The organism is Streptosporangium sp. NPDC000396, from assembly GCF_042898655.1.
In the GTDB taxonomy this organism is placed as follows: Bacteria; Actinomycetota; Actinomycetes; order Streptosporangiales; family Streptosporangiaceae; genus Streptosporangium.
Map to the genome: position 1 here is coordinate 42,669 of NZ_JBIAZA010000031.1, position 26,051 is coordinate 68,719.

Below are 26,051 nucleotides of genomic sequence, written 5' to 3' on the forward strand. Positions count from 1 at the left end.
AAGCGCGGCCCACGCCGTACCCCTTTCCCCTCGGCGGGCGTGGCCGACACCGCGTACGGCCTCGGCGTCTCCTCGGTGAAGCCACCGTGCGGCACGACGGTCTGGGGCATGGGCGGCCCCGGCGCGACATGGGGCCGCACAGCACCCGAGGTATATCATCGACGTCCCCCGTCCCAGCGACTCCGTTCTCAACCCATGCACATCCCCTCCAGTTCTGGTCCATGCGTCGCGGGGAGCAGCGGTCCGGGCACAACGGCAATCGGTGAAGTGGATTTCCGCGGGCCCATCACAAGTGACGGCGCCGATATCGGCGCGCCCATATATCGATCATCCTCACGGGCACACCTTGGAAATCCCTCATGAATCAAGGAAGGGCCGGATGCGCCGGTTAGCGGTCGCCCTGGCTGCGTTGGCCGTGGCCATGGTCGTGACGGCCGCGGCGACCCGGTTCGCGATACCCGCCGAGGCGCGAGTGCGACCCGGCGTGCTGACGGGCGACGACGTGGTCGGGCTCACCTACCCGGTGCTCGGCGCCCTGCTGGTGCTGAGGCGTCCGGAACTCCGCGTGGGGTGGCTGATGCTCCTCGGTGGCTTCCTGATGGCGGTGCTGGGCCCCGCCCAGGCCGTCTACGAGTGGATCTCCTACCAGGGCGACCGCCCCGACCTGCACTACGTCATCTACGTGACGAACAGTGTGGGAGCGCTCGCGATCCTGCTGGTGGATCTGCTGCTGCCACTGCTCTACCCCGACGGACGGCCGCCCTCACGCCGATGGTGGCCCGTGGCAGCCCTCCTGACGGGCTTCATGGTGATCCAATCTGTGGCGTTCATCGGCCGCCGCATGCCGCCGGGCTCAAAGCTTGGCCCCAATCCCCTGGAGATGGCCTGGACCGGTCCAATACTCGACTGGATCATCTCCGCGCCGGTGAACCCGTTCTACATCACCGAGGCCATCAGCCTGTCGTCGCTCGTGGTCCGGTTCGTCTTCGCGGACGCCGTACGGCGGCGCCAGATCAGCTGGCTGCTTTACGCGATCGCGGCCAACTGGCTCGTCGAGCAGTGGATGCCCTTCTCCCTCCTGGCGATGGTGACGACCGCGGCCATCCCTGCCGCCATCGTCCTGGCGGTCACGCGCTATCGCCTCTACGGCATCGACACCGTGGTCAGCCGCACGCTGATCGCGGCCGGGATCCTCGGCGTGCTGAGCGCGGCCTACTTCGGCGCCGTCGCCCTGTCCAGCCTGTTCGCCTTCGAGCACCATCAGATCGCCGGGGTGGGGGCCGCGCTGATGGCCGGCGCGTTCTTCCAGCGGCTCCACCGTCACCTGCGGCACCTGCTGGACCGGCTGTTCTACGGCACGGCCGGCGACCTGCGGCTGCTGGCAGGACGCCTCGAACGCGAGGTGCGCTCCGCCGATCCCGCCAGCGCGCTGCCGGTCGCGGTGGAGATCCTCCGTGACGGCCTGGTGGTCACCGGGGCCGCCGTCCTGATACCCGGCGGGCGACCGGAGCGGGTCGAGAGCGGCCACATCGGCGAGGCGTTTCGGGAGATGCCGCTCGTCTGGCACGGCGAGGAGGTGGGCCGTCTGCTGATCGGCCCACCCGGGGCCAGACGGTTTCCCGCCGCGCACAACGAACGGGTGATCGCCGCTCTCAAGCCCGCCATCGCGGACATCGCCCACGGCGTCCGGCTCACCTCGGATCTCCAGCACTCGCGGGAGCGCATCCTGTCCGCTCGCGAGGAGGAACGCCGCCGCCTGCGCCGCGACCTGCACGACGGCTTGGGTCAGTCCCTCAGCGGCATGGCCATGTCCATCAACGCCGTCCGCCTGTCGCTGCGCGCCTCCCCCGAGGCCGCCGAAAGCCTGCTCGCCGAACTGGGCACCGGCATGGCCGACGTCACCGACAACATCAGGACCCTGGTGTACGGCCTGCGCCCGCCCGCCCTGGATGACCTCGGCCTGGCGGGGGCCGTAAGGGCCCTGGCCGGCCAGTCCGACACCCCGGCGGTCACCGTGACGATCGAGGGCGATCTGTACGGCCTGCCCGCCGCCGTGGAGGTGGCCGCCTACCGGATCACACAGGAAGCTCTTACCAACGCCCGCAAGCATGCGAACGCCGAGAACGTGCGGATCACCTTGAAGCGGGACGAGCGGCTGCACCTCATGGTGGCCGACGACGGAGTGGGCCTGCCCGTAGACGTCCGGGCCGGAGTCGGGCTGGGATCGATGCGCGAGCGTGCCGCCGAACTCGGCGGCACGTGTACGATCAGCTCCCCGCCCGGGGGCGGCACCGTGATCAAAGCGGTGATCTGATCCAGGGCGTGTCCTGAGTCACCTCACGTCCGATTCTGAGGGGCCCGGACAAGGGCCGGTGGTCGGCTACCAGGCCATCAGCACGGAGACGAGCACGAAGACGGCGAAGAGGGCGATGATGATGCCCAGACCGAGCAGGAAGCCGGACCCTCCGAACCCTTTCTTTTCAGGGCCGCCGAGGTCGACCACGATGGTTTCGGCAATCACGTCGTGTAGGCATCGGCGTTTCGAATCGCCGAACATCCACAACAGGTCGACTAGATTCAGCAGCACCCCGATATACGGCACTGATGTCATGGCGGGGTGGACAAGAGCACGAATTCCCGCACGACGGAGGCCCGGTGGTTCTCCGGTTACGCTGGACACCACCTTCAATCGACAGAGCCGCTTGCCGAGCGTCTGACCCCACAGCGCGTGCTGTAACCAGAAGTAGGCGGCGAAGAGGACGGCGAGTGCGACATCGATCGGCCAATCAGGATTCCCTGCGTAAGGGTTGAGATAACTGATGAGGACCGATTCATCGGGCACCTCGACATCTTCAAGCAGCGGATGGATCGGCGAGGTTGCCACGTAACAGATCAGGCTGTCGATAAGGAAGGCCGCAAAACGGTGACGCCGCGCAGCGAGAGTTCGTGTTGTCAGAGCTGGGGGGGCGGTTTTCATGCCGTTCAGTGTGCTGGATGAATTTGACGTGTGAAACCAGAATGGCGGGAGATTACGAGGGCGGCGCAACGCCAAGGCCGGCGAGTGTGCCGGGTACGGCGAGTGTGCCGGGTACGGCGAGTGTGCCGGGTACGGCGGGTGCACGGTGCGGCAACGGCCCGGGCCGTTGCCGTCCGGGATCGGCCCCCAGACCGCACGGCGGGCGGCCGGGTACGGCGGCGCGGCGCGCTGCCGCCTTGATCTCTATAAGAACAATCTGGCAAGCTTTCTTCAGGAGAGCGATTTGCCCCGGACAGCGAAGGAGCTGACCCTAATGGGTCTTGAAGCGGTTCAGTGGATCGTGTTGGGGGTCGGATGCTTCAACGTTGCACTGGGCATCTACTCGTTGGCGACCGACCGGCTCCCCCGTCTGCCCTTCGTCTGGCGTGGTGGCTTCAATCCTCGCCGCTACGGGTGGGCACAACTGCTGATGGCGGTCTTCGTGTTCACCGTTGCGCTGGGCCCGGTGATGATGGAAGCGCCGTACGAACTGTCCATCGCAGTGATCTTCTTGGGGTTCGGGGCTTTCATAGCGGGGATATGCCTGATGCACTCGGGGAAGCCGACTCAGCGGTCTTCCTGATCCCCTGAAACATCATGGACTGACTCTTCCCCGGTCTCCTGCCAACACAATTCGGCGGTGATCCGCGTAGAGCACAGTCATCATGCGATGGCCAGCGGAATGCGCCAGTGCGGGCTGAACACCGCATGTCGATCTTGCCCCACCTGCGAAAATAAAGCTCAGTAGCCTGATCGCTTTCCTTGTGACCCTCCGCTGCTCCCCCTTGTTGCCCGTCTCATCGGACACGTAACGGGCACGGCACCGACAACCTTTACCCGGCATCCCGCTTGATTGAGCATGCTATACCCAGTACCTTGCATTGCATGGAACTCGGCAACACCGAGAAAGCGATGAGTCAACTGCGGCGCGGTGTCCTGGAGTACTGCGTGCTGGCCTTACTTCGAGGCGGCAGCCGCTACGGCGTCGAGCTGCTCCGCGAGCTTGGAGAGGTGGACACCATGGTCACCAGCGAGGGGACCATCTATCCACTGCTATCCAGGTTGCGCCGAGAAGGTCTCGTCGAGACCACGTGGCAGGAGTCGACCAGCGGCCCGCCGCGCAAGTACTACGAACTCACGCCGTCCGGTGCGCGGGCGCTCGAGGAGTTCACAGCGGAATGGTCCAGGTTCCACGCCGCTGTCCTGCATTTCCTCTCCAAGAACGAGTCCGGGAACGAGGCACCCTGAGCCATGACCGAAGATCTGCGGCTTGACGCGATGGCCGAGGAATACCTATCCGAGATCGAAAGGGCTGCCGCCGCCCTCCCCGTGAACCGCCGAGCCGAGTTGCTCGCCGACGTCCGTTCACACATCGTGATCGCTCAGGCCGAGGCCGCCTCCGGCTCGCCTGCCGGTATCGAGGATCCCGCCGTCATAAGCCAGATCCTCAGCAAGCTAGGTGATCCTGAGGCCATCGTCGCGGCGGCCGTCGCCGACCTTCCCTCGGAGGCCCCGGCCAACTCCACTGCTCGAACCGATTTCAGATGGCTGGTGAAGACCGTCGTCATCCTGCTAGTCATCGGCGGCCTCCTCGGAATCGGATGGTTCGTCGCATATATCCTGTTCTGGACCGGTGATCCTGTTCCGGCCCGGTGAGCCAGGGCGAGGAACGAGCCCCGAATCTTCGATCGCCCCTGACCACGACGTACCTCGGACTACCCGTGGCGATCGTCGTGCTGCCTCTGGGCGGCGACGCGCAGCGCCGCCGCCCCTTGATACCCATAAGAACAATTCAGCAAGCTACTCGCTACGTCCGGTGTCCTTGCCTGCTTCGGCGATGAGCTCGACGAGATCAGCAAGGATTTTAGGGTTGGCGGCGATGGTGGCGCGGGCGTTCATGGTGTGCGGGCTGCCGTCCAGGTCGACGACGGTGGCTCCGGCCTCGCGGGCGATGAGGACTCCTGCGGCGGTGTCCCAAGGGTTGTTGCTGAGCATGATGTTGGCGTCGATCTTGCCTTCGGCAACCCAAGCGAGGTCCACTGCGGCTGATCCGAACATCCTCACCCGTTGCACGCGGGCGGCAAGCTCGTGGCTGAGGGCCAGACGCAGACGGTTCTTCGTCTCCGCGTCGCTGCCGACGGCGTAGTCACCGATGGCGACCACGGCCGACCCAAGGTCACCGGTCTCGCTCGCGCGGATCTTCTGTCCGTTGGCTCGTGCTCCGTGGCCTTCTGCCGCGCTGTAGCGGGAGCCGAGGCAGGGCAGGTCGATCACACCGAGAGTCGGCATGTCCTTGTCGACGAGGCCGAGGGAGATCCCGCACAGCGGGATGCCGTGCAGGAAGTTGGCAGTTCCGTCCACCGGGTCGAGCATCCACACCAGACCGTTTCTGGCGCCCCTCGTGGCCCCTTCCTCTTCGCCGAAGAAACCGATCTCAGGTGTCTCGCGGCCGAGGAAGTCACGGACCGCGTGCTCTACGGCGTAGTCCGCTTCGGTGGCCATGTCGCGGTCGCCCTTGGCGGTGACGACTCCGGGAAGCCGGGTCTTCACGATCTCGCTGGCGATGGTGATGGCTTGCTCGGCGATCGGCAGGAGTATGCGGGCGTCGACGGTCATACGGGGCTGCTCCGCTCCCACATCGAGGTGAACACCTGGTCGAAGACGGGGAACAACCCGTCGGCGGCGGTGTTGTCGTTGATCACGATGGTAGGCGAGTCGACTCCGCGCGCCTGGGGGAGGTACGGCTGGACCACGCATGTGGCCCCGTCCACGATGAGGATATTGAAACGGATCGTCTCGTCGTAGACGCGCAATTCCAGCAACTCGGCCGCCTCCGGGGTGAGCCTCGCCTTGAGACGGGTCAGCATGCTGATATTGAGCGCGGTCAGCGTGGTGAGCGTGCCGTCTTCGTAGCCTTCTTCATCCTCGCGGGCACGGATCGCGCTCCCCTGAGGGTCGAGGAACAGGCACCGGATCCTGGTGCCGCTTTCGAGAAGTCGCTTGAGCTGGTGGTCGGGGTAACTCTGGCAGAGCAGGTTGGGCGACAGGCCAGCGGCGTTGATCTCTCTGGCGGTGTCGAACAGAGCTGAAGGTGGGTAGGCAGAAGCGAACGCCGACCGGCTGCTGAACACGGCCGTCACATCGGCACCATGCGCCGAGGTCTCGTGGCCTCGGGCAGTGATGAAACCACGGCCCCCTATCGCCGAGTGCGCGACAACTGCTCAACATGCTGGAGAGCTTCGATTTCGGGAACTGCGCATGGGCGGTCGTCATGAACGCGGCATTCACAGCGAGAGGTGTCTCGTCCCTTGATGCGGCCGCATCGCTGCGAGCCGAGCTTGAGCGAGAGGGAATCTCCACTGATGTTCACGATGGGTACGATCTGGCACTGGTGTCAGTCTGGGTCGGCTTGGTGGTCTGGCGCGACGGAGATTGGTTCTGGTGGCGCGTCGGATGAGATGACCGACGCAGGCGCTCCATCTACGCCCGGCATTCGACCATGGAACCCGCTCGGGCCGCTCGTCGGATCGCGTTCCGCTACAGGGATCTTCGTAATGCACAGGCGGCCTCGGCCATGCCGAAGACGGAGGGTCAAGGTCGTCTTCGTGTGTCCGTCAGCCGGTAGACGTTCCTCGGCCATTGGATGCCAACGGTCACAGACGGCCTTGATCCGGAGGAGTCGAGCTGTTGGGCTTGCCTGGGACGCGGCAGACGGGAAGATCCGACTCACCCCAGCCGGCTACGGCTCTCCTGTCAGCAATCGCGATCATCCCGGAGCCGACTCCCCCGCCGGAGGCGTTGGTCTTCAGCTCGGGACTTGCCAGACGCTCTAAGCTTCGAGGTAGATCAGCATGGCTTCAGGACGGACCCAGCTCATGCGTAACTGGCTCATCGGACTTGGTATCGCCGTTGGCTGCTTGCTCGTGAGCTGGGCTTTGCTCGTGCTTCTTGCTCGCCGCTTGCCATCTGGCATTCTGCGCGATCTGGCTGCGTTCATCCCCGACTGCGTAACCACAGTGCGGCGGCTACGAAAAGATCCTCGGGTGCCACGGAAGGCGAAGATCGCTATTGTGTTCGCCGGCTTGTGGGTCGCAAGCCCTATTGATCTGATCCCCGAGTTTCTGCCGGTGATCGGGCCTCTCGACGACATCGTCGTGGTTGCGTTGGCCTTGCGCTATGCCGGGCGGCAGGTCCCGCGTGAGGTACTCATTGAGGCTTGGCCCGGCGAGACTCGTCTCCTGGAACGGCTCCTCGGTCCGGCCAGGCCGGCGTCATGACGGTGGTCGAAGCGCCTGGCGGCGACGTGCCGGTGGCCGCCGCTTGAGCTGCTGACCTGCAACGAGGCGCGCAAGGTTCTGGAAGCCGCCAAGGCCAGGCGCAATGCGGCGAGGTGGTCGCCATCCCTCCGGAGATCATCTCTGACTTGCGGGTGCACCTGGAGAAGTTCGCGGAGCCGGGAGAGAACGGGCGAGTGTTCACCGACCCCAAAGGTGGACCGCTGAAGCACTCGGGATTCCGCCGGACGTGGAACAAGACTCGTAAGGCCGTCGGGCTTCCCGACCTTCACTTTCATGATCTCCGCCACGTCGGCAACACCCTGGCGGCCTCCACCGGGGCAAGCCTCAAGGAGCTGATGTCCCGCACGGGGCGCTCCTCCACGCGGGCCGCGCTGATCTATCAGCATGCCAGTCAGGATAGGGACAGAGCCATCGCTCAGGCGCTCGGCAGCGCTCTCACGATGGCACGGGAAACAAAGTTCAAGAACGTTAGTGGCACGTAGGTGGCACGCGGCTCCCCGGAGCCTTGAGAACGACGAAGGCCCAGGCCAAGGAATCATGCCCCTGACCTGGGCCTTCGTGATACGAGCCGACGAGGGGAATCGAACCCCTGACCTACAGTTTACAAGACTGTTGCTCTGCCGATTGAGCTACGTCGGCATGGTTGCCTGATGAGTGTAGTCGCCTTGCGCCCCGGACGTCACCGCGGCGTACGAGAGAGCCGGAAAGATCCAGGAAGATCTCGCGAACTCTACCGAGGAAAACGGTGGTCCGGCGCGAGGCGGTTGTCACCTGAGGTGTGCGGCTTGGCCGTACCCAGATCTTCCCGGTACGGCCAAGCCGCGCCTTTCACCCGGCCGGGGGGATGTTGTGGTTGAGCCGGAACAGGTTGGCCGGGTCGTAGGCGGCCTTGAGCCGGGTGAGTTCGCGGTAGGTGTCAGGGTCGTAGGCGGCGCGCACCTGCTCGGCGGTGGCCGGGCCGTAAAGGAAGTTCAGGAATGTGCCCGAGCTCTTCAGCGCCCCGATCAGATTCCGGTGGGTTTCCTTGAGGTCGCGGGGACGAGGCCGTCGAGGCCGTCGAGGCCGGAGACCACGTGCAGGGCGTACCGCGCGTCCCTGTGCCCGATCACGGCCGCCGACGGCCGGGTCAGCGCGCCGCCGAGGTGGCGCACCTGCAGCACGCACGGCACGGCGGCGCCGGGCCCGGCCAGGTCGAACGCGGTGGCCACGTCCAGCTCGTCCAGCATGGCGCTGGTGCCGGTGTAAGCGTGGGCGAACGGCGGGTCGTTGCTGATGGACCCTGATTCGGTGTAGGACAGGTCGCCCAGGGTGTCCATGAGGACGGGGCCGGCCGCCCGCAGCGGCGCGACGAGCCGTTCCCCCGACAGGATGGACAGGATCGCCGACCCCAGGCCCACCCGCTGGGGGTTCACCCCGTGCGAGCTGCCCGGCAGGGTCGAGGCCGTGGACGAGCACACGTGCGTGGTCCGTTTCGGCGCCGACTCCCTGGACAGGATCGCGCTGGAGCTGGTCGCGCTCGGCACCGACTTCACCCTCGACGGGCCACCCGAGTTGCTCGACCACCTTCGCGTGGTGGCGGAGCGGCTCCTGCGACCGGCCGGTCAGAACCCGGTGCCCGAGGGGCGCGGTCAGCGGCGGTGGCGTGCCACCTCGTAGAGGGCGACTCCGGCGGCGACGCCCGCGTTCAGGGACTCCGCCGCGGCGTTCATCGGAATGCGGACGACCAGGTCGCAGGACTCGCGGACCAGACGGGACAGGCCCTTGCCCTCCGAACCCACGACGATGACCAGCGGGCTGTCGAGAAGGTTGGCATCGCCGATGTCGACCGTGCCCTCGCCGTCCAGGCCGATCACGAACAGGCCGGCCTCACGGTATTCGCGCAGGGCCGCGGTCAGGTTGGCCGCGCGGGCGACCGGCAGGGTGGCCAGCGTGCCGGCGGAGGTCTTCCAGGCGCCGCCCGTCACTCCGGCCGAACGGCGGGAGGGGATGATCAGGCCGTGGGCGCCGAAGGCGGTGGCCGAGCGGGCGATGGCGCCGAGGTTGCGCGGGTCGGTGACGCCGTCGAGGGCCACGATCAGCGGCACCTCCGCGGCGTCCTGGGCGATGCCGACCAGGTCCTCGGGGTGGGCGTAGTCGTATGCCGGGATCTGCAGGGCCACGCCCTGGTGGATCGTCCCCTCGGTGAGGCGGTCCAGTTTCTCCCTGCCGACCTCCAGCAGCGCGATGCCGCGGTCGGCGGCGATCCGGACGGCCTCGCTGACCCGGTCGTCGTTGTCGATGCGCAGGGCGATGTACATCGCGCTCGCGGGCACACCGGCCCGCAGCGCCTCAAGCACGGGGTTGCGGCCACCGATGTATTCGGGGGCGTCCTCGCTCCGCCTGGCACGGACCGGGGTGCGCGGGGAGGAGGACCGGCCGGTCCTCTCCTCGCGCTCGATCCGCTCGGCGCGTGCCTTGTCCTTGTGCCAGTGCCGCATGTGCGCCGGCGGGGTCGCCCCCTTGCCCTCCAGGCCACGGCGCACGTTACCGCCCGTGCCCTTGGTCGGACTTTTCTTCTTCGCGGGTCGCCCGGACCCCTTACCCCCACCAGCCATGCTGTATAGGGTACGGCCTGCTTTTACCGCGCCAGTTCCCAACGGGGACCCTGGGGGGTGTCCTCCACGACGATTCCGGCGTCGGCGAGCCGGTCGCGGATGCTGTCGGCCGCCGCGAAGTCCTTGCGGGCCCGGGCCGCCTGACGCTGCTCCAGGGCCACGCTGACCAGCGCGTCCACGGTCGAGCGCAGGCCGGAGTCATCGCCCGAGGAACGCCACTGCTCCGAGCGCGGGTCCAGGCCGAGCACGTCCAGCATGTTCTGCGTCTCGGCCAGCAACCTGGCGACCTGCTCCTTGTTGCCCTGTGCCAGCGCGACGTTGCCCTCGCGGACCACCTCGTGCACCACGGCGAGCGCCTGCGGGGTGCCCAGGTCGTCGTTGAGCGCGTCGACGAACGCCTGGGGCAGCGGCGCGTGCGCGTCCACGTCGTGGATGACCTCGGCCGCCCGGGTGACGAAGCCCTCGATGCGCTGGTAGGCCGCGGCGGCCTCGTGCAGCGCCTCCTCGGAGTAGTCGATCGCGGAGCGGTAGTGCGGGGCGGCCAGGTAGTAGCGAAGCTCGACGGGGCGGACCTTCTTGGTCACCTCGGGGATCAGCAGGGAGTTGCCGAGCGACTTGCTCATCTTCTCCGCGCCGATCTTGAGCATGCCGTTGTGCATCCAGTAACGGGCGAAACCGTCACCGGCCGCCTGCGACTGGGTCAGCTCGTTCTCGTGGTGCGGGAAGATCAGGTCGACGCCGCCGCCGTGGATGTCGAAGGTCGGCCCGAGGTATTTCGTCGCCATGGCGGAGCACTCCAGGTGCCAGCCGGGACGGCCACGGCCCCACGGGGTCGGCCAGGTCGGCTCGCCGGGCTTCTCGCCCTTCCACAGCGCGAAGTCACGCGGGTCTCGCTTGCACGAGTCGTTGTCGGTGTCGCCGGCCGCCCGGAGGTTCTCCAGCCTCTGGTTGGAGAGCGAGCCGTACCGCTCGGCGTAGGAGACGACGTCGAAGTAGACGTCCCCTCCGGAGGCGTAGGCGTGACCGGCCTCGATCAGCCGCTCCATCAGCTCGATCATCTCGGGCACGTGACCGGTGGCCCGAGGCTCGACGGTCGGGGGGAGGCAGCCGAGCACCTGGTAGGCCCAGGTGAAGGCGCGCTGGTTGCGCTCGGCGACGACGAACCACGGCACGCCCTCGGCCGCCGCGACTCGAATGATCTTGTCGTCGATGTCCGTGACGTTCCGGCAGAAGGTCACCTCGTAGCCCGACCGGGTCATCCAGCGGCGGAGCACGTCGAAGTTGACGCCGGAACGGATGTGCCCGATGTGCGGCGGGGCCTGCACGGTGGCACCACACAGGTAGATCGACGCCCGGCCGGGTTCGACCGGAACGAATTCGCGGACCGTACGTGCGCTGGTGTCGTATAGGTGCAGGCTCACGAGGAAAGGCTAACGCCTTACATCACCTCACAAGCCGGGTTACCAGACGTTGAAGTTGTTCAACGGTGTCTTTTGGGGGTCATTAGCGGCTAATGACACCAATGCCCTTTTACGATCAGCCGCGCAAGTAGACCCGCTCGGGGGTGACGCGCACGATCAATCGCTGCGCGCCCGGGGTCGCCTCGACCCACGCCTTGCCCATGTATTTGTGCGAGAGCTCGTTGATGAGCTCCCCCGACGGGTCCTCGGTCACCGTAACGCTTCCCCGCACCTCCGCGTAGCGATAGGGGTTGGCGTGGTCGACCACCACGATGGCCGTCCGCGGGTCGCGTGCGAAGTTACGGTCCTTGCGCCGCCCCCTGAGGGTGGAGAACACGATGTCGTCACCGTCGGTCTTCGTCCAGACCACGCTGGCCTGCGGGCTGCCGTCCGCGTTCAGGCTCGTCACCGTGGCGAAGTTGACCCCGTCGAACAGCTCGCGCACCCCGTCGGGCAGCTGTGCCATGTCTCCCCCTGCTCGTCTCGTCCCGTCCAACTCCACCGATCATGCCAGGTGTCGATTCTGTAGGCTCAAGACGCCATGGACGTCAAATCCCCCGTGGCGGCAGGCTCGCCCTCCCGCCCGTCCTCAGCCCTGCCCGCGCCCCCCGAACCGAGCCGGGTGGCCGTCGCCCTGCGCCGTGCCGGGATAGCCCTCACCGGAGTCGGCGTGGCCGGGCTCACCGCCGCCGCGTGCGTGCTCTCCTTCGAAGACCTGCGTGGCCTCGCCGTCACCGGTGAGGCCGCACCGGGCCTCGCCTATCTCTACCCGGCCGCCTTCGACGCGCTGTTCACCGTCGCGCTGGTCGGCGTGATGCTGCTGCGGGGCGGGCGCTGGCCGGCCCGCCTGCAGGCGGGGGTGATCCTGGCGCTGCTGTTCGTCGCCGCGGCCGCGGCCGAGGTGGCCACGGCCGTGCGGGCCACGGTGGACGTACGGCAGGCAGCCGTCGTCGTGGCCGTCGCGCCCTGGGTGATGCTGGCCGTGGCCCTGTGGCTCTGGCTCCTGCTGATCAAGCATGCCGCCACCCGGCGGGCCGCCGCCGACGCGAGGCAGGCCGGCCGTGACCACGACATCGTGCCCTTCCCGGACGCCGAGCCCCCGACCGCGGAACCCCTGGCCGCGGAACCCCTGGCCGCGGAACCCCCGGCCCAGCCGACCCGGTCAGCCCAGCCGGTCCAGCCGCCCCGGCCGGTCGAGCCGGTTCACCACTCCCCCGTCGAGGTCGTGCTCGATCCGCAGGCCGCCCCTCCTCTGGAGTCCGTCCCGCATCACGACCTCCCGGCCCCCACCCCCGTGACCGGCCCCACCCCGGCCCCGGAGACGCCCCAGGTCTCCGAGCTTCCCGGCACCCCCGACACCGCCGAACCGGTGAAGCCCGTGCGCTGGGGAGATCTACTCCGGCCTCCTCAGGGGGACGTGCTCGTCCATCCGCCCCGCGGCGCCATACGGGACAAGCCCCGCGGCGCCGTACGGGACAAGGAGCCCGGGAGCCGGACCGGCGAGCGGGCTCGCCCCCAGGACACGGACGGGGACGGCCAGGAGGCTCAGGAGGAGCAGCCGCAGGCCGGCACCGACGACCGTGACGCCGACACCCAGCCGATGCACGTCGTGTCCGGCGGGTCGTCTCCCGACCCGGCCCACGGCGCCGAGGCCGCCGACCCTGAGGAGAGCGCGGCGGAGGCTGCCGACCCTGAGGAGAATGCGGCGGAGGCCGCCGATCCCGGAAAGAGCGCGGCGGAGGCGGTCGCCCCGCCCGAGCCGCATGAGGAGGATCGAGAAGAGGAGCTCCTGGCCCCGCCTTCCGGGCGCGTGCGCAGCACCCCCACGCCCCCGGAAGAATGAATCTTGACTTCTCCGGGATCACCGCCTGACCCGATCCCGGGAACGAAGCGGGCGTGATCACGTCTTGGGTACAGGCCGCCGACAAGAGCGGCTTTTCTGTGGACAACCTGCCCTACGGTGTCTTCTCCCGCCGCGGAGAACTCCCGCGCGTGGGGGTGGCGATCGGCGACCAGGTGCTCGACCTCAGCCTCCTGACCACCACCGGTGTGCTGGCCAACTGCCACTGGTTCGCCTCGGGCACCCTCAACGCCTTCCTGGCCGCCGGGCCGCGGGTCTGGCAGAACGTGAGGGAGCGGCTGGTCTGGCTGCTCACCGACGCCTCACAGTGCGCGGCGGCCCTGCCCGCGCTCGTCCCGATGAGCGATGTGCGGATGCACCTGCCGGTCGCCGTGGCCGACCTGGTCCGCTTCCAGGCATCCCTCGACCACACGACCAACCTGGGCCGGATGTTCCGGCCGCCGTCCGACCCGCTCCCGCCCAACTGGCCGCGGATGCCCATCGGCCAGTACGGCAGGGCGTCGAGTGTGGTGGTGTCAGGCACGCCGATCATGCGGCCGTGGGGCCAGGTCTGGGGCCTGGAGGAAGCCGACCCGGTCTTCCAGCCGTCCTCCCGAGTGGACCTGTCCGCCGAGATCGGCTACGTGGTCGGCGTCCCGGCCGCCTCGCCGCAGGGGTTGAGCACCCACGCGTTCGAGGATCACGTGTTCGGGGTCGTGCTGATCAACAGCTGGCAGGCGCATGACATCCTGGCCTGGGAGAGCGCCCCGCTCGGCCCGTTCCTCGGGAACTTCGTCACCGCGATCTCGCCGTGGGTGGTCCCGCTCACGGCGCTGAAGTCGGCCCGGGTCGAGCCGCCGGCCCAGGATCCGCCTCCGCTGCCCTATCTGAAGACCGACCAGCCGTGGGGTCTGAACATCACGCTGCAGGTCGAGGTGAACGGTCACGTCCTGTCCAGGCCTTCGTTCTCCTCACAGTATTGGACCGGCCCGCAGCTGTTCGCTCACGCGACGGTGAGCGGCGCCCCGCTGCGGACCGGCGATCTCCTCACCTCCGGGCCCGTTTCGGGATCGGCCAGAAGCCAGTTCGGCACGTTTCTCGAACTGACCTGGAACGGCCGGCACCCGCTCGGTCTGCCGGACGGAACCCAGCGGGTCTTCCTGGAGGACGGCGACGTCGTGCGGATCAGTGCACACGCCTCCGGGCCTGAGGGTGCCCGGGTGAGCCTCGGCGAGGTCGCCGGGATGGTCTACCCTGCCGCCTAGTCTCGGAGCACTGCCGGTGAAGCGCTGCCTGCACCTTGGAGCCCTACACCCTGGAGCGCTTCAGGCCGGCGACCAGGCCGACACCGACGACGGCCAGGACCACCTGCATGACGAGCTCGATCCAGTCGATTCCGCTCGTGGTGGCGACGCCGAGGTACTGGGCGATGGCCGTGCCGATGAGCGCGGCGACGATGCCCACGGCAATGGTCAGGATCCACCCGATCGCCTGCCTACCGGGAAGCAGGAGACGACCGAGAGCGCCGATGACGGCACCGATGACGATGGCCCCGAGGATGGACTCGATAGTCATGTCAACCTCCCAGTGAGGTGAGATCTTCACCCTCACAGGGAGTTGGCTACCCGCCACGTCAGAGATATTCCCGGCAACGGCAAAATTTCCGTTCGCCGGGGCGTGCCTCGTGGATCTTCGCCGTGGCGGGGCGCCGTCCAGGCGGTTGCGGCAACCCGGAGGTTCCGCAAGGCACGCTCAGGTCTTGCGGGCGCTCAGCGCTCAGGTCTTCCGGACGCTCAGCGCTCAGGTCTTCCGGGCGTTTATCTGGACGACGAGCAGCACCCCGAGCACCGCGAGCGCGAGCTGGATGATGTGCTCCCACCAGTCGATCCCCCTGGTGTTGGCGATGCCCAGCGCGGCCGCGATGAGCGTGCCGACGAGCGCGGCGGCGATGCCCACGACGAGCGTCACCCCCAAGGAGAGGTTTTGCCGTCCGGGAATGATGAGGCGCGCCAGCGCACCGATGATGGCCCCGATGACAATTGCGGAAATAATCGACCCAATCATGTCTTGCTCCCCCCGGCGACGAGACATGGTCTATAGGGGGCTACCCAGACATTCTCAGATCATTCAGGAAAAAAGGGGTGGCTCGTACCGCGCCAGGAAACGAGCCACCACCTGAATGCATCGGCGGGCATTCCACTCTGCCCGCCGGAACGCTTTCACGTTCGTACTAGGAGACGTCCGGCAGCGGACCCAGGTTCACCACGATCGCGGTCGCGATGGCCGCCACGCCCTCACCACGCCCGGTCAGTCCCAGGCCGTCGGTCGTGGTCGCGCTGAGGCTCACGGGCGCCCCTATGGCCGCGCTGAGCACTTTTTCGGCCTCGGCGCGGCGAGGCGCCATCTTCGGCCGGTTTCCCACCACCTGGATGGCCACGTTGCCGATTTCGAAGCCGGCGGCGCGCACCTTCCGGGCGGTCTCCTCCAGCAGGGCGACGCCGGAGGCCCCTGCCCATCGGGGGTCGGACGTGCCGAACAGCCCTCCGAGATCACCGAGACCCGACGCGGACAGCAGCGCGTCACAGGCGGCGTGGGCGGCGGCGTCACCGTCGGAGTGCCCCTCAAGGCCCGTTTCGCCCGGCCAGTGCAGACCCGCGAGGTGGAGTTCACGCCCAGATGCGAACGGGTGGACGTCGACTCCAACGCCCACCCGCGGAAATGTCGTGTTCAGGAGTTGAGAACCTCGTCGAGCAGTGCCTCGGCCTTATCTTCGTTGGTCTTCTCGGCGAGCGCGAGCTCGCTGACCAGGATCTGGCGGGCCTTCGCCAGCATCCGCTTCTCACCTGCGGAGAGTCCGCGCTCCTTGTCTCGTCGCCACAGGTCGCGAACGACCTCGGCCACCTTGTTGACGTCGCCGGACGCCAGCTTCTCAAGGTTGGCCTTGTAGCGGCGGGACCAGTTCGTGGGCTCTTCGGTGTGAGGCATGCGAAGCACGTCGAAAACGCGCTCAAGGCCCTCTTGGCCGACGACATCGCGAACACCTACAAGTTCGGCGTTGTCAGCCGGCACCTGGACGGTAAGGTCGCCCTTGTCGACCTTGAGAACCAGGTAGGTCCTTTCCTCACCCTTGATGGTTCGGGTCGTGATTGCCTCGATCCGAGCAGCCCCGTGGTGGGGGTAGACGACAGTGTCGCCGACCTGGAAAGTCATGTGACAAGTACCCCTTCCGCTGTACTCAAGAGTACCACGTATCCACAGCCTCCCGGAACAGTGAAATCACCATAACTGCAGGTCAAAGCCGCATATTAAGGCTTGACAAGCGTTCGTCTCTGTGAATCAAGGGATGGAAAAGCGCCCATGACCTGCATTCCCACCTCCCCGCGATCAGGGTGGGTCGCCGGAAAACCCGGCAAAGTTCACGGATAGGGTTGGCTCTGTCTTACCTCTAGTGTGACAAGGAGAACTCGCACCGTGACCCGCAACAGCCGTCACTGGGCGATCGCCGCCGCCGCGTTCCTCGCAGCCGCCCCGGTCCTGGCCGGCTGTGGGGCCGGATTCGACGCGATTACCAACAAGCCCTACTCCGCCACCGAGGCCGCCACGACCAGGCTCAAGGGGATCGAAGTCTCCCAGGCCTTCTTCCTGGGCCCGGACTCCGGCGCCGTGCTGGCGCAGGGAGGGGCGACGCCGCTCTACCTGTCCCTGGTGAACACCAACGCGAGCGCCGACACGCTGGTCGGCGTCGGCATCGACCCGTCCCTGGGCACCGCGAAGGTCACCGCGCCGATCCCGCTTCCCGTCCAGCAGCGGGTGAGCGTCGGCAAGCCCACGCCCACGGTCCTGGTCGAGGGGCTGAAGAAGCCCCTCAGCGGCGGTGAGAGCGTCAAGGTCCAGCTGCAGTTCGCCAACGCGGGCATCGTCCCCATGGACATCCCGGTCATCACCCGCAGCCGCGAGTTCTCGCAGCTCCCGCAGGCCCCGGGCGCGACCCCGGCGCCCACCCCGACCCCCACGCCCTCCGCCACGACGGAGCACGCCGAGGGCGACCACTGAGGGCACACCCGGAAGCACACCGAAGGGGGTGTACGGCGCGCGCCGTACACCCCCTTCGTGTCTGGAAGGGCCCCTGGAGAGGTCAGTCCTCGGCGGGGTCGAACTTGTAGCCCAGGCCGCGGACGGTGAGGATGCACCGAGGGTTGGAGGGATCGGCCTCGACCTTGGCGCGCAGGCGCTTGACGTGCACGTCCAGGGTCTTGGTGTCGCCCACGTAGTCGGCGCCCCAGACGCGGTCGATGAGCTGGCCCCGGGTGAGCACCCGGCCGGCGTTGCGGAGCAGGACCTCCAGCAGCTCGAACTCCTTCAGCGGAAGCTGCACCTGGTCGCCGCGGACCGCGACGATGTGCCGGTCCACGTCCATGCGGACCGGCCCCGCCGCCAGCACGGCCGACTCCACCTCCTCCACGTCGCCCTGGCGGCGCAGCACCGCGCGGATGCGGGCCACCAGCTCCCTGGAGGAGAACGGCTTGGTCACGTAGTCGTCGGCGCCGAGCTCCAGCCCGACGACCTTGTCGATCTCGCTGTCCTTGGCGGTGAGCATGATCACGGGAACGTTGGAGCGCTGCCGGAGCGAACGGCAGACCTCCGTCCCGGGCAGGCCGGGCAGCATCAGGTCGAGCAGCACCAGGTCGGCGCCGTTACGGTCGAAGGTGTCCAGCGCCTCGGGGCCGGTAGCCGCGACCGCGACCTCGAAACCCTCCTTGCGCAGCATGTACGACAGGGCGTCGGAGAACGACTCTTCGTCTTCGACAACAAGCACGCGAGTCACTGCGCGGCCTCCATGGGGGTGGTGGTACTGGGTACGGCTACCGCCATGCCGCCGAAGGCGGGCAGGCGGAGAGTGAAGGTGGAGCCCGATCCTTCCTTGCTCCACACCGTGACCGCTCCGTTGTGGGCGGCGGCCACGTGCTTGACGATGGCCAGGCCGAGGCCCGTGCCACCCGTGGCGCGCGAGCGGGCGGCGTCGACGCGGAAGAACCGCTCGAAGATCCGCTCCTGGGCGCTCTCGGGAATGCCGATCCCCTGGTCGCTCACGCTGATCTCGACCGATTCGGTGTGAGGACCCGCCGCGCGGGCGCTGACCACGACCCGGGTGTGCTCGGGGCTGTAGGCGACCGCGTTGTCGATGAGGTTGCGCAGCGCGGTGACGAGAAGCTCCTCGTCACCCCAGATCTGCAGGCCCTCGGCGCCTCCCGCGACGAGGGTGATGTCCTTGGCCGCCGCCGTGGTGTTGCAGCGGTCGATGGCCTCGTGCACGGCCTCGTCGATCGGGACCGGCCCGGGGGTGGGGATGGGCTCGGCTCCCTGGATCCGGGAGAGGGTGATGAGGTCCTGGACCAGGTAGGTGAGACGAGCGGCCTCGTGCTGCATGCGCCCGGCGAAGCGGGTGACCGCCTCGGGGTCGTCGGCGGCGTCCTGGATCGTCTCCGCCAGCAGCGACAGCGCGCCCACCGGCGTCTTGAGCTCGTGGCTCACGTTGGCGACGAAGTCACGGCGCACCGCCTCGACGCGCCGGTGCTCGGTCTGATCCTCGGCGAGCACGAGCACCTGGCCGTGAGACCCCAGCGGGGCGACCCTGACCGCGAAGCTGGTCGACTCCTGACCGAACTTGTGCCCGGCCACCTCGATCTCGCTCTCACGGATCTCGCCGTCCCTGCGCACCTGCCTGGCCAGCGCGAGCAGCTCGGCCGCCATCATGTGCTCACCTCTGACCAGCCCGAACGCCCGCGCGGCCGAACTGGCCCGCAGCACCCGGTCCTCCTTGTCGAGCACGACCGCCGAAGAGGGCAGTACGGCCAGCACCGAGGCGACACCCTGGGGCAACGGGCTGAGCTCGACGTCCTCCGCCGGGGTCGTCGACCGCCGCTGTCCCCCACTCTGGCGGACGACCATCACGGCCAGCGCCCCCACGACGAAACCTGCCAACGCGGCCAGGCTCGCCACCAGCTCACTCACGTGGTCCTCCTGTCGGCTTCACGCCCTCGATGTTAGGTGTGGATTTTCACATTCAGGCAGCTCACCAGGGCGTCATCATCTCCTTTCCCACAAAGTTCACTTTACGGTCGAGGTTCGTTCACTGTTACGCGCGTACTTTGAGGCACATGCGCGACGCCTATCATGAAGAACTCGATGCCCTCACTGACCGGCTGGTCGAGATGACCCGGCTGGTGAGATCGGCGATCTCCCGGGCCACGACCGCCCTGCTGGACTCCGACCTCCAGCTCGCGGAAAGCGTCATCTCCCGGGACGAGGAGGTCAACCGGGTCTTCGCGGAGATCGAAGCGTCGATCTTCGACCTGATGGCCAGGCAGCAGCCGGTGGCCGTGGACCTCCGCATGATCATCGCTGCCCTGCGGATGGGCACCGACCTGGAGCGGATGGGCGACCTGGCCGAGCACGTGGCCAAGGTGGCCCGGCTGCGTCACCCGGAGTCCGCGATCCCGGCGGAGATCCGCTCCACCATCCTGGAGATGGGCCAGATCGCCGAGCGTCTGGTCACCAAGGCGGGCAGCTGCATCGCCTCACGCGACGTGGAGTCGGCCATGGAGCTGGAGGGCGACGACGACGCGATGGACAGGCTGCACCGCAGGCTGTTCAAGATCCTGATGGCCGACGACTGGAAGTACGGCGTCGAGCCGGCCATCGACGTGACGCTGATCGGCCGCTACTACGAGCGCTACGCCGACCACGCGGTCCGCGTCGCCCGCGACGTGGTCTACCTCGTGACGGGCTCCCGGCCCGAGGAGATCAGCGCCCTGCAGAACTCGTGAGCCCGATGGGCCGGGCGGGCGCGTGAAAGCCCGTCAGGCCCTCCGGCTCGCCGAGACCCGACGAGAAGGGGGCCCGCCGCCCCGGCGGGCCCCCTTCTCGTCATCACGTCCGGGAGGACCGTGTCCTTCCGCGTCCTTCCGCCGCCCTACCGGCCCTGGTTGGCCACGGCCTCGATGGCTGCCTTGGCGGCCTCGGGGTCGAGGTATTCACCGCCCTTGGTGACCGGGCGGAAGTCGCCGTCCAGCTCGTAGCGGAGCGGGATGCCGGTGGGGATGTTGAGCCCGGCGATCTCGTCGTCGCCGATTCCGTCGAGGTGCTTGACCAGCGCCCGGAGCGAGTTGCCGTGCGCGACGACCAGCACGGTCTTCCCCGCCGCGAGATCCGGCACGATCTGGTCGTACCAGTACGGCAGCATGCGCTCGACGACGTCCTTCAGGCACTCGGTCCTCGGCAGCAGCTCGCTCGGCAGGAGCGCGTAGCGCGGGTCGCCGGCCTGCGAGAACTCGTCGTCGTCGGCGATCGGAGGCGGCGGGGTGTCGTAGGAACGGCGCCAGAGCATGAACTGCTCGTCGCCGAACTCGGCGCGCGTCTGCGCCTTGTCCTTGCCCTGCAGAGCCCCGTAGTGACGCTCGTTGAGCCGCCAGGACCTGCTGACGGGCAGCCAGAGGAGGTCGGCGGCGCCCAGCGCGAGGTTGGCCGTCTGGATCGCCCTCGTCAGCAGGGAGGTGTGAACCACGTCGGGCCGCACACCGGCGTCGAGCAGCAGACGCCCGCCGCGGCGCGCCTCCTCCTCGCCCTTGGCCGAGAGCCCGGCGTCCACCCACCCGGTGAACAAGCCCTTGGCGTTCCAATCACTCTCACCGTGCCGCAGCAGCACCAAAGTCGACATGCGGACAAGTTTAGGGCGGGCCGTTCAGCGCTCGGGGTCGGCGAACCGGGCGAACGCCTGGAGGTTGGCGAGCGATTCGCCGCGTTTGGCGCGCCACTCCCACTCTCGCCGGATGGAGGAGGCGAACCCCAGCTCCAGCGCCCGGTCGAAGCCCTCATCGGAGTAGGTGAGCAGGCAGCCGAGCAGCCGGTCGATCTCCTCCTCGGAGACCGCCGCGAGGGGGACCCGGCCCACGAGGTAGACGTCGCCGACCGGGTCGAGGGCGAAGTGCACGCCGTACATGGACCCGTTCTTGGTCAGCAGCCAGCGGTAGAACTCCGCGTGGTTCTCGTCGGGCTGGCGGCAGAAGAAGGCCTCCACGTGCAGGGCCTGACTTCCGACGATCAGCCACGCCATGGTCGCGAGCTTGTGCTGGCCGGGGAGCTTCACCAGGAAGGCCCCCGGCCGGGGCTGCTCGAAGGAGACCTCCGCGCTCTTCAGCGCCGCCTCGATCACTTCATGCATGCACTCAGCCTATGAGGCGCCGCCGCCGCGGCCCATGAGCCGATCCTCGTCGGGACGCCGCGTTTACGAGCTGACCGCCATCGGGACGCTGTACAGGTGCGTCATCGCCCCCGCGTAGACGTCCGCGAGCCGGGCCGCGGTGGCCGACCAGCCGAAAGCCGCGGCCTGGGCCACCGCCCCCGCCGACAGGACGTCCCGCCAGGCCGGCCGGTGGATCAGCCGGCTGAGCACCTGCGCCCAGTCGTGCGGGTCGTGCCCGTCGACGAGCACGCCGGACACACCGTCGCGTACGGCGGTGCGCAGCCCGCCCACGGAGGCCGCGGCGACCGGGGTGCCGCAGGCCTGGGACTCCAGGGCGACCAGGCCGAACGACTCGCTGTGCGAGGGGACCACGGTCACGTCGGCCGCGCGATACCAGTCGGCGAGCTGGTCCTGGGGTGCCGGGGGGACGATCCTGACCACGTCCGAGATGCCCAGCGAGGTCGCCAGGTCGGACAGGTAGGAGGGGCGGTCCAGGCCGTTGCCGCTGGGGCCGCCGACGCAGGCGACGATGAGGCTCGACCGGAGCGAGGGCTCGTCGACGAGCATCCGGGCCGCGGCGCGCAACAGCACGTCCGGAGCCTTCAGCGGCTGCACGCGGCCCACGAACAGCAGCACGTGGGCGTCCTGCGGAAGGTCGAGCCGGTGGCGGGCCGCGCCCTTGGACGCGGGCTGGAAGACGGTGAGGTTCACGCCGGGGTTGACGACCTCGACGCGGCCGGGGGCGGCGCCGTACAGGTCGATGAGCTCCTGGGCCTCGGTCGGGGTGTTGGCCACGAGCCGGTCGGCGACCTGGACGACCTGTTCCTCGCCCAGGACCCGGGCGGTCGGCTCGGGCCGGTCGTCCTCGGCGAGCAGGAGGTTCTTCACCTTGGCCATGGTGTGCATGGTGTGCACCAGAGGAACGCCCCAGCGTTCCTTGGCCAGCCAGCCCACCTGGCCGGACAGCCAGTAGTGGGAGTGGATCACGTCGTAGCGGCCCGGGTCGTAGGTGGCCTCGGTGCGCAGCACGCCCGACAGGAACCCGCAGAGCTGACCGGGCAGGTCACCCTTGTCGAGCTCCTCGTACGGCCCGGCGGTGACGTGGCGGACCGAGACGCCCGGGGCGATCTCCGCGACCGGGGGCAGGTCACGGGCCGTCTGCCGGGTGAAGATCTCGACCTCCACCCCGAGCTGGGCCAGCCGTTTGGCCGCCTCCACGATGTAGACGTTCATACCGCCCGCATCCCCGGTGCCTGGCTGATCCAGGGGGGACGTGTGCATGCTGATCGTCGCGACCCGGTTGACCCGCCGTCGCCTCACCGACACCACCTCCGAAAGGGCTATAACCACCCAATTGTTCGCAACATTCCCGTCATGTGGACGTGCTGGGATCCGCATCGGGCGCTCCTGGCAGGATGAGGGGCCATGAGGAAGACAGCAGTGGTGACGGGCGCCAGCAGCGGGATCGGCGAGGCGACGGCACGCCGCCTGGCCGCGGAGGGGTTCGACGTGGTGGCGGCGGCGCGACGCCGGGACCGGCTGGACAAACTGGCCGCGGAGGTGCCCGGCATACGCGCGGCGACTCTGGATGTGACCTCCCAGGAGTCGGTGGACGAGTTCGCCTCCTCGCTCGACCGTTGTGACGTGCTGGTCAACAACGCCGGCGGGGCGATCGGCCTTGAGCCGGTGGCGAGCGGAAAAGTGGCCGACTGGCAGAAGATGTACGACACCAACGTGCTCGGCACGCTCCGGATCACGCAGGCTCTGCTGCCCCGTCTCATCGAGTCGGGTGACGGCGTGCTGCTGATGCTGACCTCGGTCGCCGGGCTGGTCTCCTACGAGGGTGGCGGCGGCTACAATGCGGCGAAACACGCCCAGACCTCGATGACCGAGGTGCTGAGGCTCGAACTGTGCGGCGAGCCGGTCCGGATCGTCGAAATCGCCCCTGGAATGGTCCACACCGAGGAGTTCGCCTTGAATCGCTTCCGCGGCGACTCCGCCGCCGCCGGCCGCGTCTACCAGGGCGTCCCCGACCCGCTCTCCGCCGACGACGTGGCCGACGCCATCGCCTGGTGCGTCACCCGGCCCGCCCATGTGAACATCGACCGCATGGTCATCCGCCCCCGCGCCCAGGCCGCCCAGCACAAGATCCACCGCGTCTGACCGTGCCGAAGCCGATCGGGGAGATCACCAGGGGGACGACGGGCCACAACCGGTTGCGACGGGCCGACCGGTGGGTCGGTGCTGCCCACGGCCACCTCCTGCGGTCGGCGGATCGCCCTCTGGTGGTCGACCTCGGCTACGGGGCCTCGCACACCACGACCCTGGAGCTGTTCACGCGGCTGCGGCGGATCTGCCCCTCGGCCGAGGTCGTCGGCATCGAGATCGACCCGGCCAGGGTGGCGGCGGCCAAGCCGTATGAACGCCCGGGGTTGTCCTTCGCGCTCGGCGGCTTCGAGCTGCCGGTGAGCCGGCCTCCGCTGCTGGTGCGGGCCTTCAACGTGCTCAGGCAGTACGGCGAGGCCGAGGCGTGGGACTACTGGGCGATGCTGCGGAGGAAGATCGCCCCGAGCGGGGTGATCGTCGAGGGGACCTGCTCGGAGGTGGGCCACCGTGCGGTCTGGGCCGGGCTCGACGGCGCAGGCCCCCGGACGCTGACCTTCGCCGCCCGGTTCGGCGCCTTCGAGCGCCCTTCCGACCTCGCCGAGCGCCTGCCCAAGACGCTGATCCACCGCAACGTTCCCGGCGAGCCCATCCACGCCTTCCTGCGCGACTTCGACCGCGCCTGGGCGGCCAACGCCCCGTTCGGCTCGTACGGCTCCCGCCAGCGCTGGATCGCGACCGCCGAGACTCTGGCCGGGACGTGGCCGGTGATCGGGCGGCCCCCGCTCGGCGGCCGGTCCCGCTGGCGCCTCGGCGAGCTCACGCTCGACTGGGCCGCCGTCGCCCCCGATCTCGCCGGGTCCCGCGGCTGAGATCGCCCGATTTCGCCGGTGCCCTCCGGCTAAGGTCGATTTCATGGCCGAATTGCACTTTATGGTGGATCCCGAACTCACTCCCGAGCTGATCGACGAGCTCGTCGAATGCTGGACCGACGTGAGCAACGCGGGAGGAGCCGTCGGGTTCGTGCCTCCGGTCACCGCCGACGTGGTCCGCAAGACCGCCGACCCCACATTCGCCCGGTGCGGCGCCCCCGACGGCCCCGACCACCTGCTGGTCGGCTTCGACGCCGGGAACCGGGTCGCCTGCTGGCTGATCCTGGGCGACGCCGGGTCCTGGCTGCGGGCCCACTGGCGCTGGGTCCTGCGCGTGATGGTCCACCCCAGGCACCAGGGCAAGGGCTACGGGGCCGAGCTCATGCGCGCCGCCGACACCGCCGCCCGCGACCTGGGCGTCGAGGCTCTGCACCTGACCGCCCGCGGCGGCACCGGGGTCGACCGCTTCTACGCGCGCCTGGGATACGCCGAGGTCGGCCGCATCCCCCGGGCCATCCGCGTGGCCCCCGGCGACGACCGCGACGAGATCTACATGATGAAGTTCGTCTGAGGTCCGCTCCGCGGAGCGGACCTCAGCCCTCCCGGAGAGCCTCCTCGAAGGCCGCGTAGGCCTCCGCGCCGAACAGCACGAACCTGACCTCCAGCACACCCGTGGGCGTCCGCCGTACCGTCGACAGGGCGATCCGGGCCCCGTCGTCCATCGGCCAGCCGTAGATCCCGGTCGAGATCGCCGGGAAGGCCACGCTCCGCGCGCCCAGCTCGTCGGCCACCCGGAGTGACTCGCGATAGCAGGACGCCAGCAGCTCCGAGCGGTCCTCGGACGCCGAGTGGACCGGGCCGACGGTGTGGATCACCCAGCGGGCGGGAAGCCTGCCTGCGGTGGTGGCGACCGCGTGCCCCGTGGGCAGCCCCCCGCCGTACCGCGACGCCCGCAGGGCCCGGCACTCCTGGAGGATCTCCGGACCTCCGCGGCGGTGGATGGCCCCGTCCACGCCTCCGCCGCCCAGCAGCGAGGAGTTCGCCGCGTTCACCACGGCGTCGACCTCCTGCTCGGTGATGTCCCCCTGAACAAGCTTGAGCTCCATAACGTCCTGGATACCAGGGATTCCGGCTCGCGCCGATCGGGGGCCGGCGCCGCCGCCATGTCGCGCGCGGGACACTTCCGCGTGACTCGACAACCCGTAGTACTACCCCTCGTGGTGCAGGAGCTAGGCTTTCCTGTGTGAAGGGTCTGGGCGAGCTGGAACGCAGCATCATGGACATCATCTGGGCACAGCCATCCCCGGTGACGGCGCGCGAGGTCGGGCGGCTGATCGCCGACCGGGATCTCGCCCCCACCACGGTGATGACCGTGCTCGACCGGTTGACCCGCAAGGGGTTCCTGCTCCGCACCCGCGACGGGCGTGCATGGCGGTACGAACCAGCCGAAAGCCGCGACGCGTACGTCGCAGAGCTTATGCTTGAGGCGTTGGACCTGACCGGAGACCGGTCGGCCGCCCTTACCAGGTTTGCCCAGGCCGTCTCCGGCACGGAGGCCGAGATCCTACTCAGAGCCCTGACGGAGCTGGAGGACGAGTGATAACCGCAGCAGTCCTGGCGATACTC

General features: G+C 68.5%; 33 protein-coding genes and 1 tRNA gene. 15 read left to right on the top strand and 19 right to left on the bottom strand.

The genetic code is table 11. The features are described from left to right. Window positions 1-379 precede the first annotated feature (379 nt). On the top strand, window positions 380-2,314 hold the full coding sequence (locus ACFY2X_RS36900) for a sensor histidine kinase (RefSeq protein WP_389947719.1): 1,935 nt from the start codon (window positions 380-382) through the stop codon (window positions 2,312-2,314). A 66-nt stretch (window positions 2,315-2,380) separates the two neighbouring features. Here ACFY2X_RS36900 and ACFY2X_RS36905 read toward each other — a convergent pair whose 3' ends face one another. Continuing rightward, window positions 2,381-2,977, bottom strand: a complete 597-nt coding sequence (locus tag ACFY2X_RS36905) for an RDD family protein (RefSeq protein ID WP_389947720.1) — start codon at window positions 2,975-2,977, stop codon at window positions 2,381-2,383. 313 nt (window positions 2,978-3,290) lie between these two features. Here ACFY2X_RS36905 and ACFY2X_RS36910 point away from each other — a divergent pair, with 313 nt between their 5' ends. The 3 genes from ACFY2X_RS36910 (at window position 3,291) to ACFY2X_RS36920 (ending at window position 4,672) form a co-directional block, all read left to right on the top strand. Beyond that, window positions 3,291-3,599, top strand: coding sequence for a hypothetical protein (locus ACFY2X_RS36910; RefSeq protein ID WP_389947721.1), 309 nt, complete (start codon window positions 3,291-3,293; stop codon window positions 3,597-3,599). A gap of 329 nt (window positions 3,600-3,928) precedes the next feature. Further along, complete coding sequence (locus ACFY2X_RS36915; protein ID WP_344933091.1) at window positions 3,929-4,264, top strand: PadR family transcriptional regulator; 336 nt, start codon at window positions 3,929-3,931, stop codon at window positions 4,262-4,264. 30 nt (window positions 4,265-4,294) lie between these two features. Then, on the top strand, window positions 4,295-4,672 hold the full coding sequence (locus ACFY2X_RS36920) for an HAAS signaling domain-containing protein (protein WP_389947722.1): 378 nt from the start codon (window positions 4,295-4,297) through the stop codon (window positions 4,670-4,672). Between the two features lie 144 nt (window positions 4,673-4,816). Here ACFY2X_RS36920 and ACFY2X_RS36925 read toward each other — a convergent pair whose 3' ends face one another. Together ACFY2X_RS36925 and ACFY2X_RS36930 are read right to left on the bottom strand one after the other, a co-directional pair. Then, the gene (locus ACFY2X_RS36925; RefSeq protein WP_389947723.1) at window positions 4,817-5,632 is read right to left on the bottom strand and encodes an inositol monophosphatase family protein; all 816 of its coding nucleotides are present in this window, start codon (window positions 5,630-5,632) and stop codon (window positions 4,817-4,819) included. Beyond that, window positions 5,629-6,156, bottom strand: coding sequence for a DUF5919 domain-containing protein (locus tag ACFY2X_RS36930; RefSeq protein WP_389947724.1), 528 nt, complete (start codon window positions 6,154-6,156; stop codon window positions 5,629-5,631). Before ACFY2X_RS36930 ends, ACFY2X_RS36925 begins: the two co-directional genes overlap by 4 nt. A gap of 735 nt (window positions 6,157-6,891) precedes the next feature. On the opposite strand from ACFY2X_RS36930, the gene ACFY2X_RS36935 reads away from it, so the two are divergent. Then, window positions 6,892-7,293 (top strand): YkvA family protein, encoded by a 402-nt coding sequence (locus ACFY2X_RS36935; RefSeq protein WP_389947725.1) that lies wholly within the window; start codon window positions 6,892-6,894, stop codon window positions 7,291-7,293. A gap of 152 nt (window positions 7,294-7,445) precedes the next feature. Beyond that, the gene (locus ACFY2X_RS36940) at window positions 7,446-7,796 is read left to right on the top strand and encodes a tyrosine-type recombinase/integrase (RefSeq protein WP_389947803.1); all 351 of its coding nucleotides are present in this window, start codon (window positions 7,446-7,448) and stop codon (window positions 7,794-7,796) included. An 84-nt stretch (window positions 7,797-7,880) separates the two neighbouring features. Here the strand turns inward: ACFY2X_RS36940 and ACFY2X_RS36945 are convergent. From ACFY2X_RS36945 to ACFY2X_RS36955, 3 genes are all read right to left on the bottom strand, one after another. Further along, window positions 7,881-7,953: transfer RNA gene (locus ACFY2X_RS36945), tRNA-Thr, on the bottom strand. A gap of 189 nt (window positions 7,954-8,142) precedes the next feature. Next, window positions 8,143-8,253, bottom strand: coding sequence for a BBE domain-containing protein (locus ACFY2X_RS36950; protein WP_389947726.1), 111 nt, complete (start codon window positions 8,251-8,253; stop codon window positions 8,143-8,145). 65 nt (window positions 8,254-8,318) lie between these two features. Then, window positions 8,319-8,771 (bottom strand): hypothetical protein, encoded by a 453-nt coding sequence (locus ACFY2X_RS36955; RefSeq protein WP_389947727.1) that lies wholly within the window; start codon window positions 8,769-8,771, stop codon window positions 8,319-8,321. Between ACFY2X_RS36955 and ACFY2X_RS36960 the strand changes: the two genes are divergently transcribed. Continuing rightward, window positions 8,758-8,970, top strand: a complete 213-nt coding sequence (locus tag ACFY2X_RS36960; RefSeq protein WP_389947728.1) for a hypothetical protein — start codon at window positions 8,758-8,760, stop codon at window positions 8,968-8,970. The two genes, ACFY2X_RS36955 and ACFY2X_RS36960, sit on opposite strands and share 14 nt — an antisense overlap. Here ACFY2X_RS36960 and rlmB read toward each other — a convergent pair. From rlmB to ACFY2X_RS36975, 3 genes are all read right to left on the bottom strand, one after another. Next, window positions 8,943-9,908 (bottom strand): 23S rRNA (guanosine(2251)-2'-O)-methyltransferase RlmB, encoded by a 966-nt coding sequence (gene rlmB / locus ACFY2X_RS36965; protein ID WP_389947729.1) that lies wholly within the window; start codon window positions 9,906-9,908, stop codon window positions 8,943-8,945. The genes ACFY2X_RS36960 and rlmB overlap by 28 nt on opposite strands. Window positions 9,909-9,931: 23 nt before the next feature. Next, window positions 9,932-11,329 carry a cysteine--tRNA ligase gene (gene cysS / locus ACFY2X_RS36970; protein ID WP_389947730.1) on the bottom strand — a complete coding sequence of 466 codons (1,398 nt, stop codon included), beginning with the start codon at window positions 11,327-11,329 and terminating at the stop codon, window positions 9,932-9,934. 115 nt (window positions 11,330-11,444) lie between these two features. After that, window positions 11,445-11,834 (bottom strand): PPOX class F420-dependent oxidoreductase, encoded by a 390-nt coding sequence (locus ACFY2X_RS36975; RefSeq protein WP_389947731.1) that lies wholly within the window; start codon window positions 11,832-11,834, stop codon window positions 11,445-11,447. A 75-nt stretch (window positions 11,835-11,909) separates the two neighbouring features. Here ACFY2X_RS36975 and ACFY2X_RS36980 point away from each other — a divergent pair, with 75 nt between their 5' ends. Both ACFY2X_RS36980 and fahA read left to right on the top strand, forming a co-directional pair. Next, on the top strand, window positions 11,910-13,211 hold the full coding sequence (locus ACFY2X_RS36980) for a hypothetical protein (RefSeq protein ID WP_389947732.1): 1,302 nt from the start codon (window positions 11,910-11,912) through the stop codon (window positions 13,209-13,211). A 53-nt stretch (window positions 13,212-13,264) separates the two neighbouring features. Next, window positions 13,265-14,473: a fumarylacetoacetase gene (gene fahA, locus ACFY2X_RS36985; RefSeq protein WP_389947733.1), complete on the top strand. Its 1,209-nt coding sequence runs from the start codon at window positions 13,265-13,267 to the stop codon at window positions 14,471-14,473. Window positions 14,474-14,516: 43 nt separating this feature from the next. Here fahA and ACFY2X_RS36990 read toward each other — a convergent pair whose 3' ends face one another. The 4 genes from ACFY2X_RS36990 to ACFY2X_RS37005 form a co-directional block, all read right to left on the bottom strand. Beyond that, on the bottom strand, window positions 14,517-14,783 hold the full coding sequence (locus ACFY2X_RS36990; protein ID WP_389947734.1) for a GlsB/YeaQ/YmgE family stress response membrane protein: 267 nt from the start codon (window positions 14,781-14,783) through the stop codon (window positions 14,517-14,519). 225 nt (window positions 14,784-15,008) lie between these two features. After that, window positions 15,009-15,272 (bottom strand): GlsB/YeaQ/YmgE family stress response membrane protein, encoded by a 264-nt coding sequence (locus ACFY2X_RS36995; protein ID WP_389947735.1) that lies wholly within the window; start codon window positions 15,270-15,272, stop codon window positions 15,009-15,011. A 166-nt stretch (window positions 15,273-15,438) separates the two neighbouring features. After that, window positions 15,439-15,918, bottom strand: coding sequence for a 2-C-methyl-D-erythritol 2,4-cyclodiphosphate synthase (gene ispF / locus ACFY2X_RS37000; RefSeq protein ID WP_389947736.1), 480 nt, complete (start codon window positions 15,916-15,918; stop codon window positions 15,439-15,441). A gap of 17 nt (window positions 15,919-15,935) precedes the next feature. Continuing rightward, window positions 15,936-16,418 (bottom strand): CarD family transcriptional regulator, encoded by a 483-nt coding sequence (locus tag ACFY2X_RS37005; protein ID WP_012887713.1) that lies wholly within the window; start codon window positions 16,416-16,418, stop codon window positions 15,936-15,938. Between the two features lie 261 nt (window positions 16,419-16,679). Between ACFY2X_RS37005 and ACFY2X_RS37010 the strand changes: the two genes are divergently transcribed. Beyond that, window positions 16,680-17,261: a copper chaperone PCu(A)C gene (locus ACFY2X_RS37010; protein WP_389947737.1), complete on the top strand. Its 582-nt coding sequence runs from the start codon at window positions 16,680-16,682 to the stop codon at window positions 17,259-17,261. An 82-nt stretch (window positions 17,262-17,343) separates the two neighbouring features. Here the strand turns inward: ACFY2X_RS37010 and ACFY2X_RS37015 are convergent, their stop codons facing one another. After that, window positions 17,344-18,033, bottom strand: a complete 690-nt coding sequence (locus ACFY2X_RS37015; RefSeq protein ID WP_389947738.1) for a response regulator — start codon at window positions 18,031-18,033, stop codon at window positions 17,344-17,346. Next, window positions 18,030-19,211 carry a sensor histidine kinase gene (locus ACFY2X_RS37020; protein WP_389947804.1) on the bottom strand — a complete coding sequence of 394 codons (1,182 nt, stop codon included), beginning with the start codon at window positions 19,209-19,211 and terminating at the stop codon, window positions 18,030-18,032. The genes ACFY2X_RS37015 and ACFY2X_RS37020 overlap by 4 nt, the downstream gene beginning before the upstream one ends. A gap of 155 nt (window positions 19,212-19,366) precedes the next feature. Here ACFY2X_RS37020 and phoU point away from each other — a divergent pair, with 155 nt between their 5' ends. Continuing rightward, window positions 19,367-20,035, top strand: coding sequence for a phosphate signaling complex protein PhoU (phoU, locus tag ACFY2X_RS37025; RefSeq protein WP_389947739.1), 669 nt, complete (start codon window positions 19,367-19,369; stop codon window positions 20,033-20,035). A gap of 146 nt (window positions 20,036-20,181) precedes the next feature. Here the strand turns inward: phoU and ACFY2X_RS37030 are convergent, their stop codons facing one another. The 3 genes from ACFY2X_RS37030 to mshA form a co-directional block, all read right to left on the bottom strand. Next, window positions 20,182-20,925 (bottom strand): phosphoglyceromutase, encoded by a 744-nt coding sequence (locus ACFY2X_RS37030; RefSeq protein WP_389947740.1) that lies wholly within the window; start codon window positions 20,923-20,925, stop codon window positions 20,182-20,184. Window positions 20,926-20,949: 24 nt separating this feature from the next. Further along, window positions 20,950-21,429 (bottom strand): YbjN domain-containing protein, encoded by a 480-nt coding sequence (locus tag ACFY2X_RS37035; protein ID WP_389947741.1) that lies wholly within the window; start codon window positions 21,427-21,429, stop codon window positions 20,950-20,952. A gap of 63 nt (window positions 21,430-21,492) precedes the next feature. Then, window positions 21,493-22,776, bottom strand: a complete 1,284-nt coding sequence (mshA, locus tag ACFY2X_RS37040; protein ID WP_389947742.1) for a D-inositol-3-phosphate glycosyltransferase — start codon at window positions 22,774-22,776, stop codon at window positions 21,493-21,495. 99 nt (window positions 22,777-22,875) lie between these two features. On the opposite strand from mshA, the gene ACFY2X_RS37045 reads away from it, so the two are divergent. From ACFY2X_RS37045 to ACFY2X_RS37055, 3 genes are read left to right on the top strand one after another with little or no spacing between them, the layout of a single operon-like run. Beyond that, entirely contained in the window at window positions 22,876-23,613 is a 738-nt protein-coding gene (locus ACFY2X_RS37045; RefSeq protein ID WP_389947743.1) for an SDR family oxidoreductase, read from the top strand. Between the two features lie 2 nt (window positions 23,614-23,615). Continuing rightward, the gene (locus ACFY2X_RS37050) at window positions 23,616-24,425 is read left to right on the top strand and encodes a class I SAM-dependent methyltransferase (RefSeq protein ID WP_389947744.1); all 810 of its coding nucleotides are present in this window, start codon (window positions 23,616-23,618) and stop codon (window positions 24,423-24,425) included. A gap of 43 nt (window positions 24,426-24,468) precedes the next feature. Then, a complete protein-coding gene (locus ACFY2X_RS37055) occupies window positions 24,469-24,996 on the top strand; it encodes a GNAT family N-acetyltransferase (RefSeq protein ID WP_389947745.1) in 528 nt (175 codons plus the stop codon). Window positions 24,997-25,018: 22 nt separating this feature from the next. Here the strand turns inward: ACFY2X_RS37055 and ACFY2X_RS37060 are convergent, their stop codons facing one another. Beyond that, window positions 25,019-25,531: an O-acetyl-ADP-ribose deacetylase gene (locus tag ACFY2X_RS37060; protein WP_389947746.1), complete on the bottom strand. Its 513-nt coding sequence runs from the start codon at window positions 25,529-25,531 to the stop codon at window positions 25,019-25,021. Window positions 25,532-25,668: 137 nt separating this feature from the next. Between ACFY2X_RS37060 and ACFY2X_RS37065 the strand changes: the two genes are divergently transcribed. Then, window positions 25,669-26,025 (top strand): BlaI/MecI/CopY family transcriptional regulator, encoded by a 357-nt coding sequence (locus tag ACFY2X_RS37065; protein ID WP_389947747.1) that lies wholly within the window; start codon window positions 25,669-25,671, stop codon window positions 26,023-26,025. Window positions 26,026-26,051: the final 26 nt, after the last annotated feature.

Bases quoted from the DNA above. Each gene is read 5' to 3' on its own strand.
- ACFY2X_RS36900 (WP_389947719.1), top strand. From the start codon at position 380: ATGCGCCGGTTAGCGGTCGCCCTGGCTGCGTTGGCCGTGGCCATGGTC.
- ACFY2X_RS36905 (WP_389947720.1), bottom strand. From the start codon at position 2,977: ATGAAAACCGCCCCCCCAGCTCTGACAACACGAACTCTCGCTGCGCGG.
- ACFY2X_RS36910 (WP_389947721.1), top strand. From the start codon at position 3,291: ATGGGTCTTGAAGCGGTTCAGTGGATCGTGTTGGGGGTCGGATGCTTC.
- ACFY2X_RS36915 (WP_344933091.1), top strand. From the start codon at position 3,929: ATGAGTCAACTGCGGCGCGGTGTCCTGGAGTACTGCGTGCTGGCCTTA.
- ACFY2X_RS36920 (WP_389947722.1), top strand. From the start codon at position 4,295: ATGGCCGAGGAATACCTATCCGAGATCGAAAGGGCTGCCGCCGCCCTC.
- ACFY2X_RS36925 (WP_389947723.1), bottom strand. From the start codon at position 5,632: ATGACCGTCGACGCCCGCATACTCCTGCCGATCGCCGAGCAAGCCATC.
- ACFY2X_RS36935 (WP_389947725.1), top strand. From the start codon at position 6,892: ATGCGTAACTGGCTCATCGGACTTGGTATCGCCGTTGGCTGCTTGCTC.
- rlmB (WP_389947729.1), bottom strand. From the start codon at position 9,908: ATGGCTGGTGGGGGTAAGGGGTCCGGGCGACCCGCGAAGAAGAAAAGT.
- ACFY2X_RS36975 (WP_389947731.1), bottom strand. From the start codon at position 11,834: ATGGCACAGCTGCCCGACGGGGTGCGCGAGCTGTTCGACGGGGTCAAC.
- ACFY2X_RS36980 (WP_389947732.1), top strand. From the start codon at position 11,910: ATGGACGTCAAATCCCCCGTGGCGGCAGGCTCGCCCTCCCGCCCGTCC.
- ACFY2X_RS36990 (WP_389947734.1), bottom strand. From the start codon at position 14,783: ATGACTATCGAGTCCATCCTCGGGGCCATCGTCATCGGTGCCGTCATC.
- ACFY2X_RS36995 (WP_389947735.1), bottom strand. From the start codon at position 15,272: ATGATTGGGTCGATTATTTCCGCAATTGTCATCGGGGCCATCATCGGT.
- ACFY2X_RS37005 (WP_012887713.1), bottom strand. From the start codon at position 16,418: ATGACTTTCCAGGTCGGCGACACTGTCGTCTACCCCCACCACGGGGCT.
- phoU (WP_389947739.1), top strand. From the start codon at position 19,367: ATGCGCGACGCCTATCATGAAGAACTCGATGCCCTCACTGACCGGCTG.
- ACFY2X_RS37030 (WP_389947740.1), bottom strand. From the start codon at position 20,925: ATGTCGACTTTGGTGCTGCTGCGGCACGGTGAGAGTGATTGGAACGCC.
- ACFY2X_RS37035 (WP_389947741.1), bottom strand. From the start codon at position 21,429: ATGCATGAAGTGATCGAGGCGGCGCTGAAGAGCGCGGAGGTCTCCTTC.
- ACFY2X_RS37045 (WP_389947743.1), top strand. From the start codon at position 22,876: ATGAGGAAGACAGCAGTGGTGACGGGCGCCAGCAGCGGGATCGGCGAG.
- ACFY2X_RS37055 (WP_389947745.1), top strand. From the start codon at position 24,469: ATGGCCGAATTGCACTTTATGGTGGATCCCGAACTCACTCCCGAGCTG.
- ACFY2X_RS37060 (WP_389947746.1), bottom strand. From the start codon at position 25,531: ATGGAGCTCAAGCTTGTTCAGGGGGACATCACCGAGCAGGAGGTCGAC.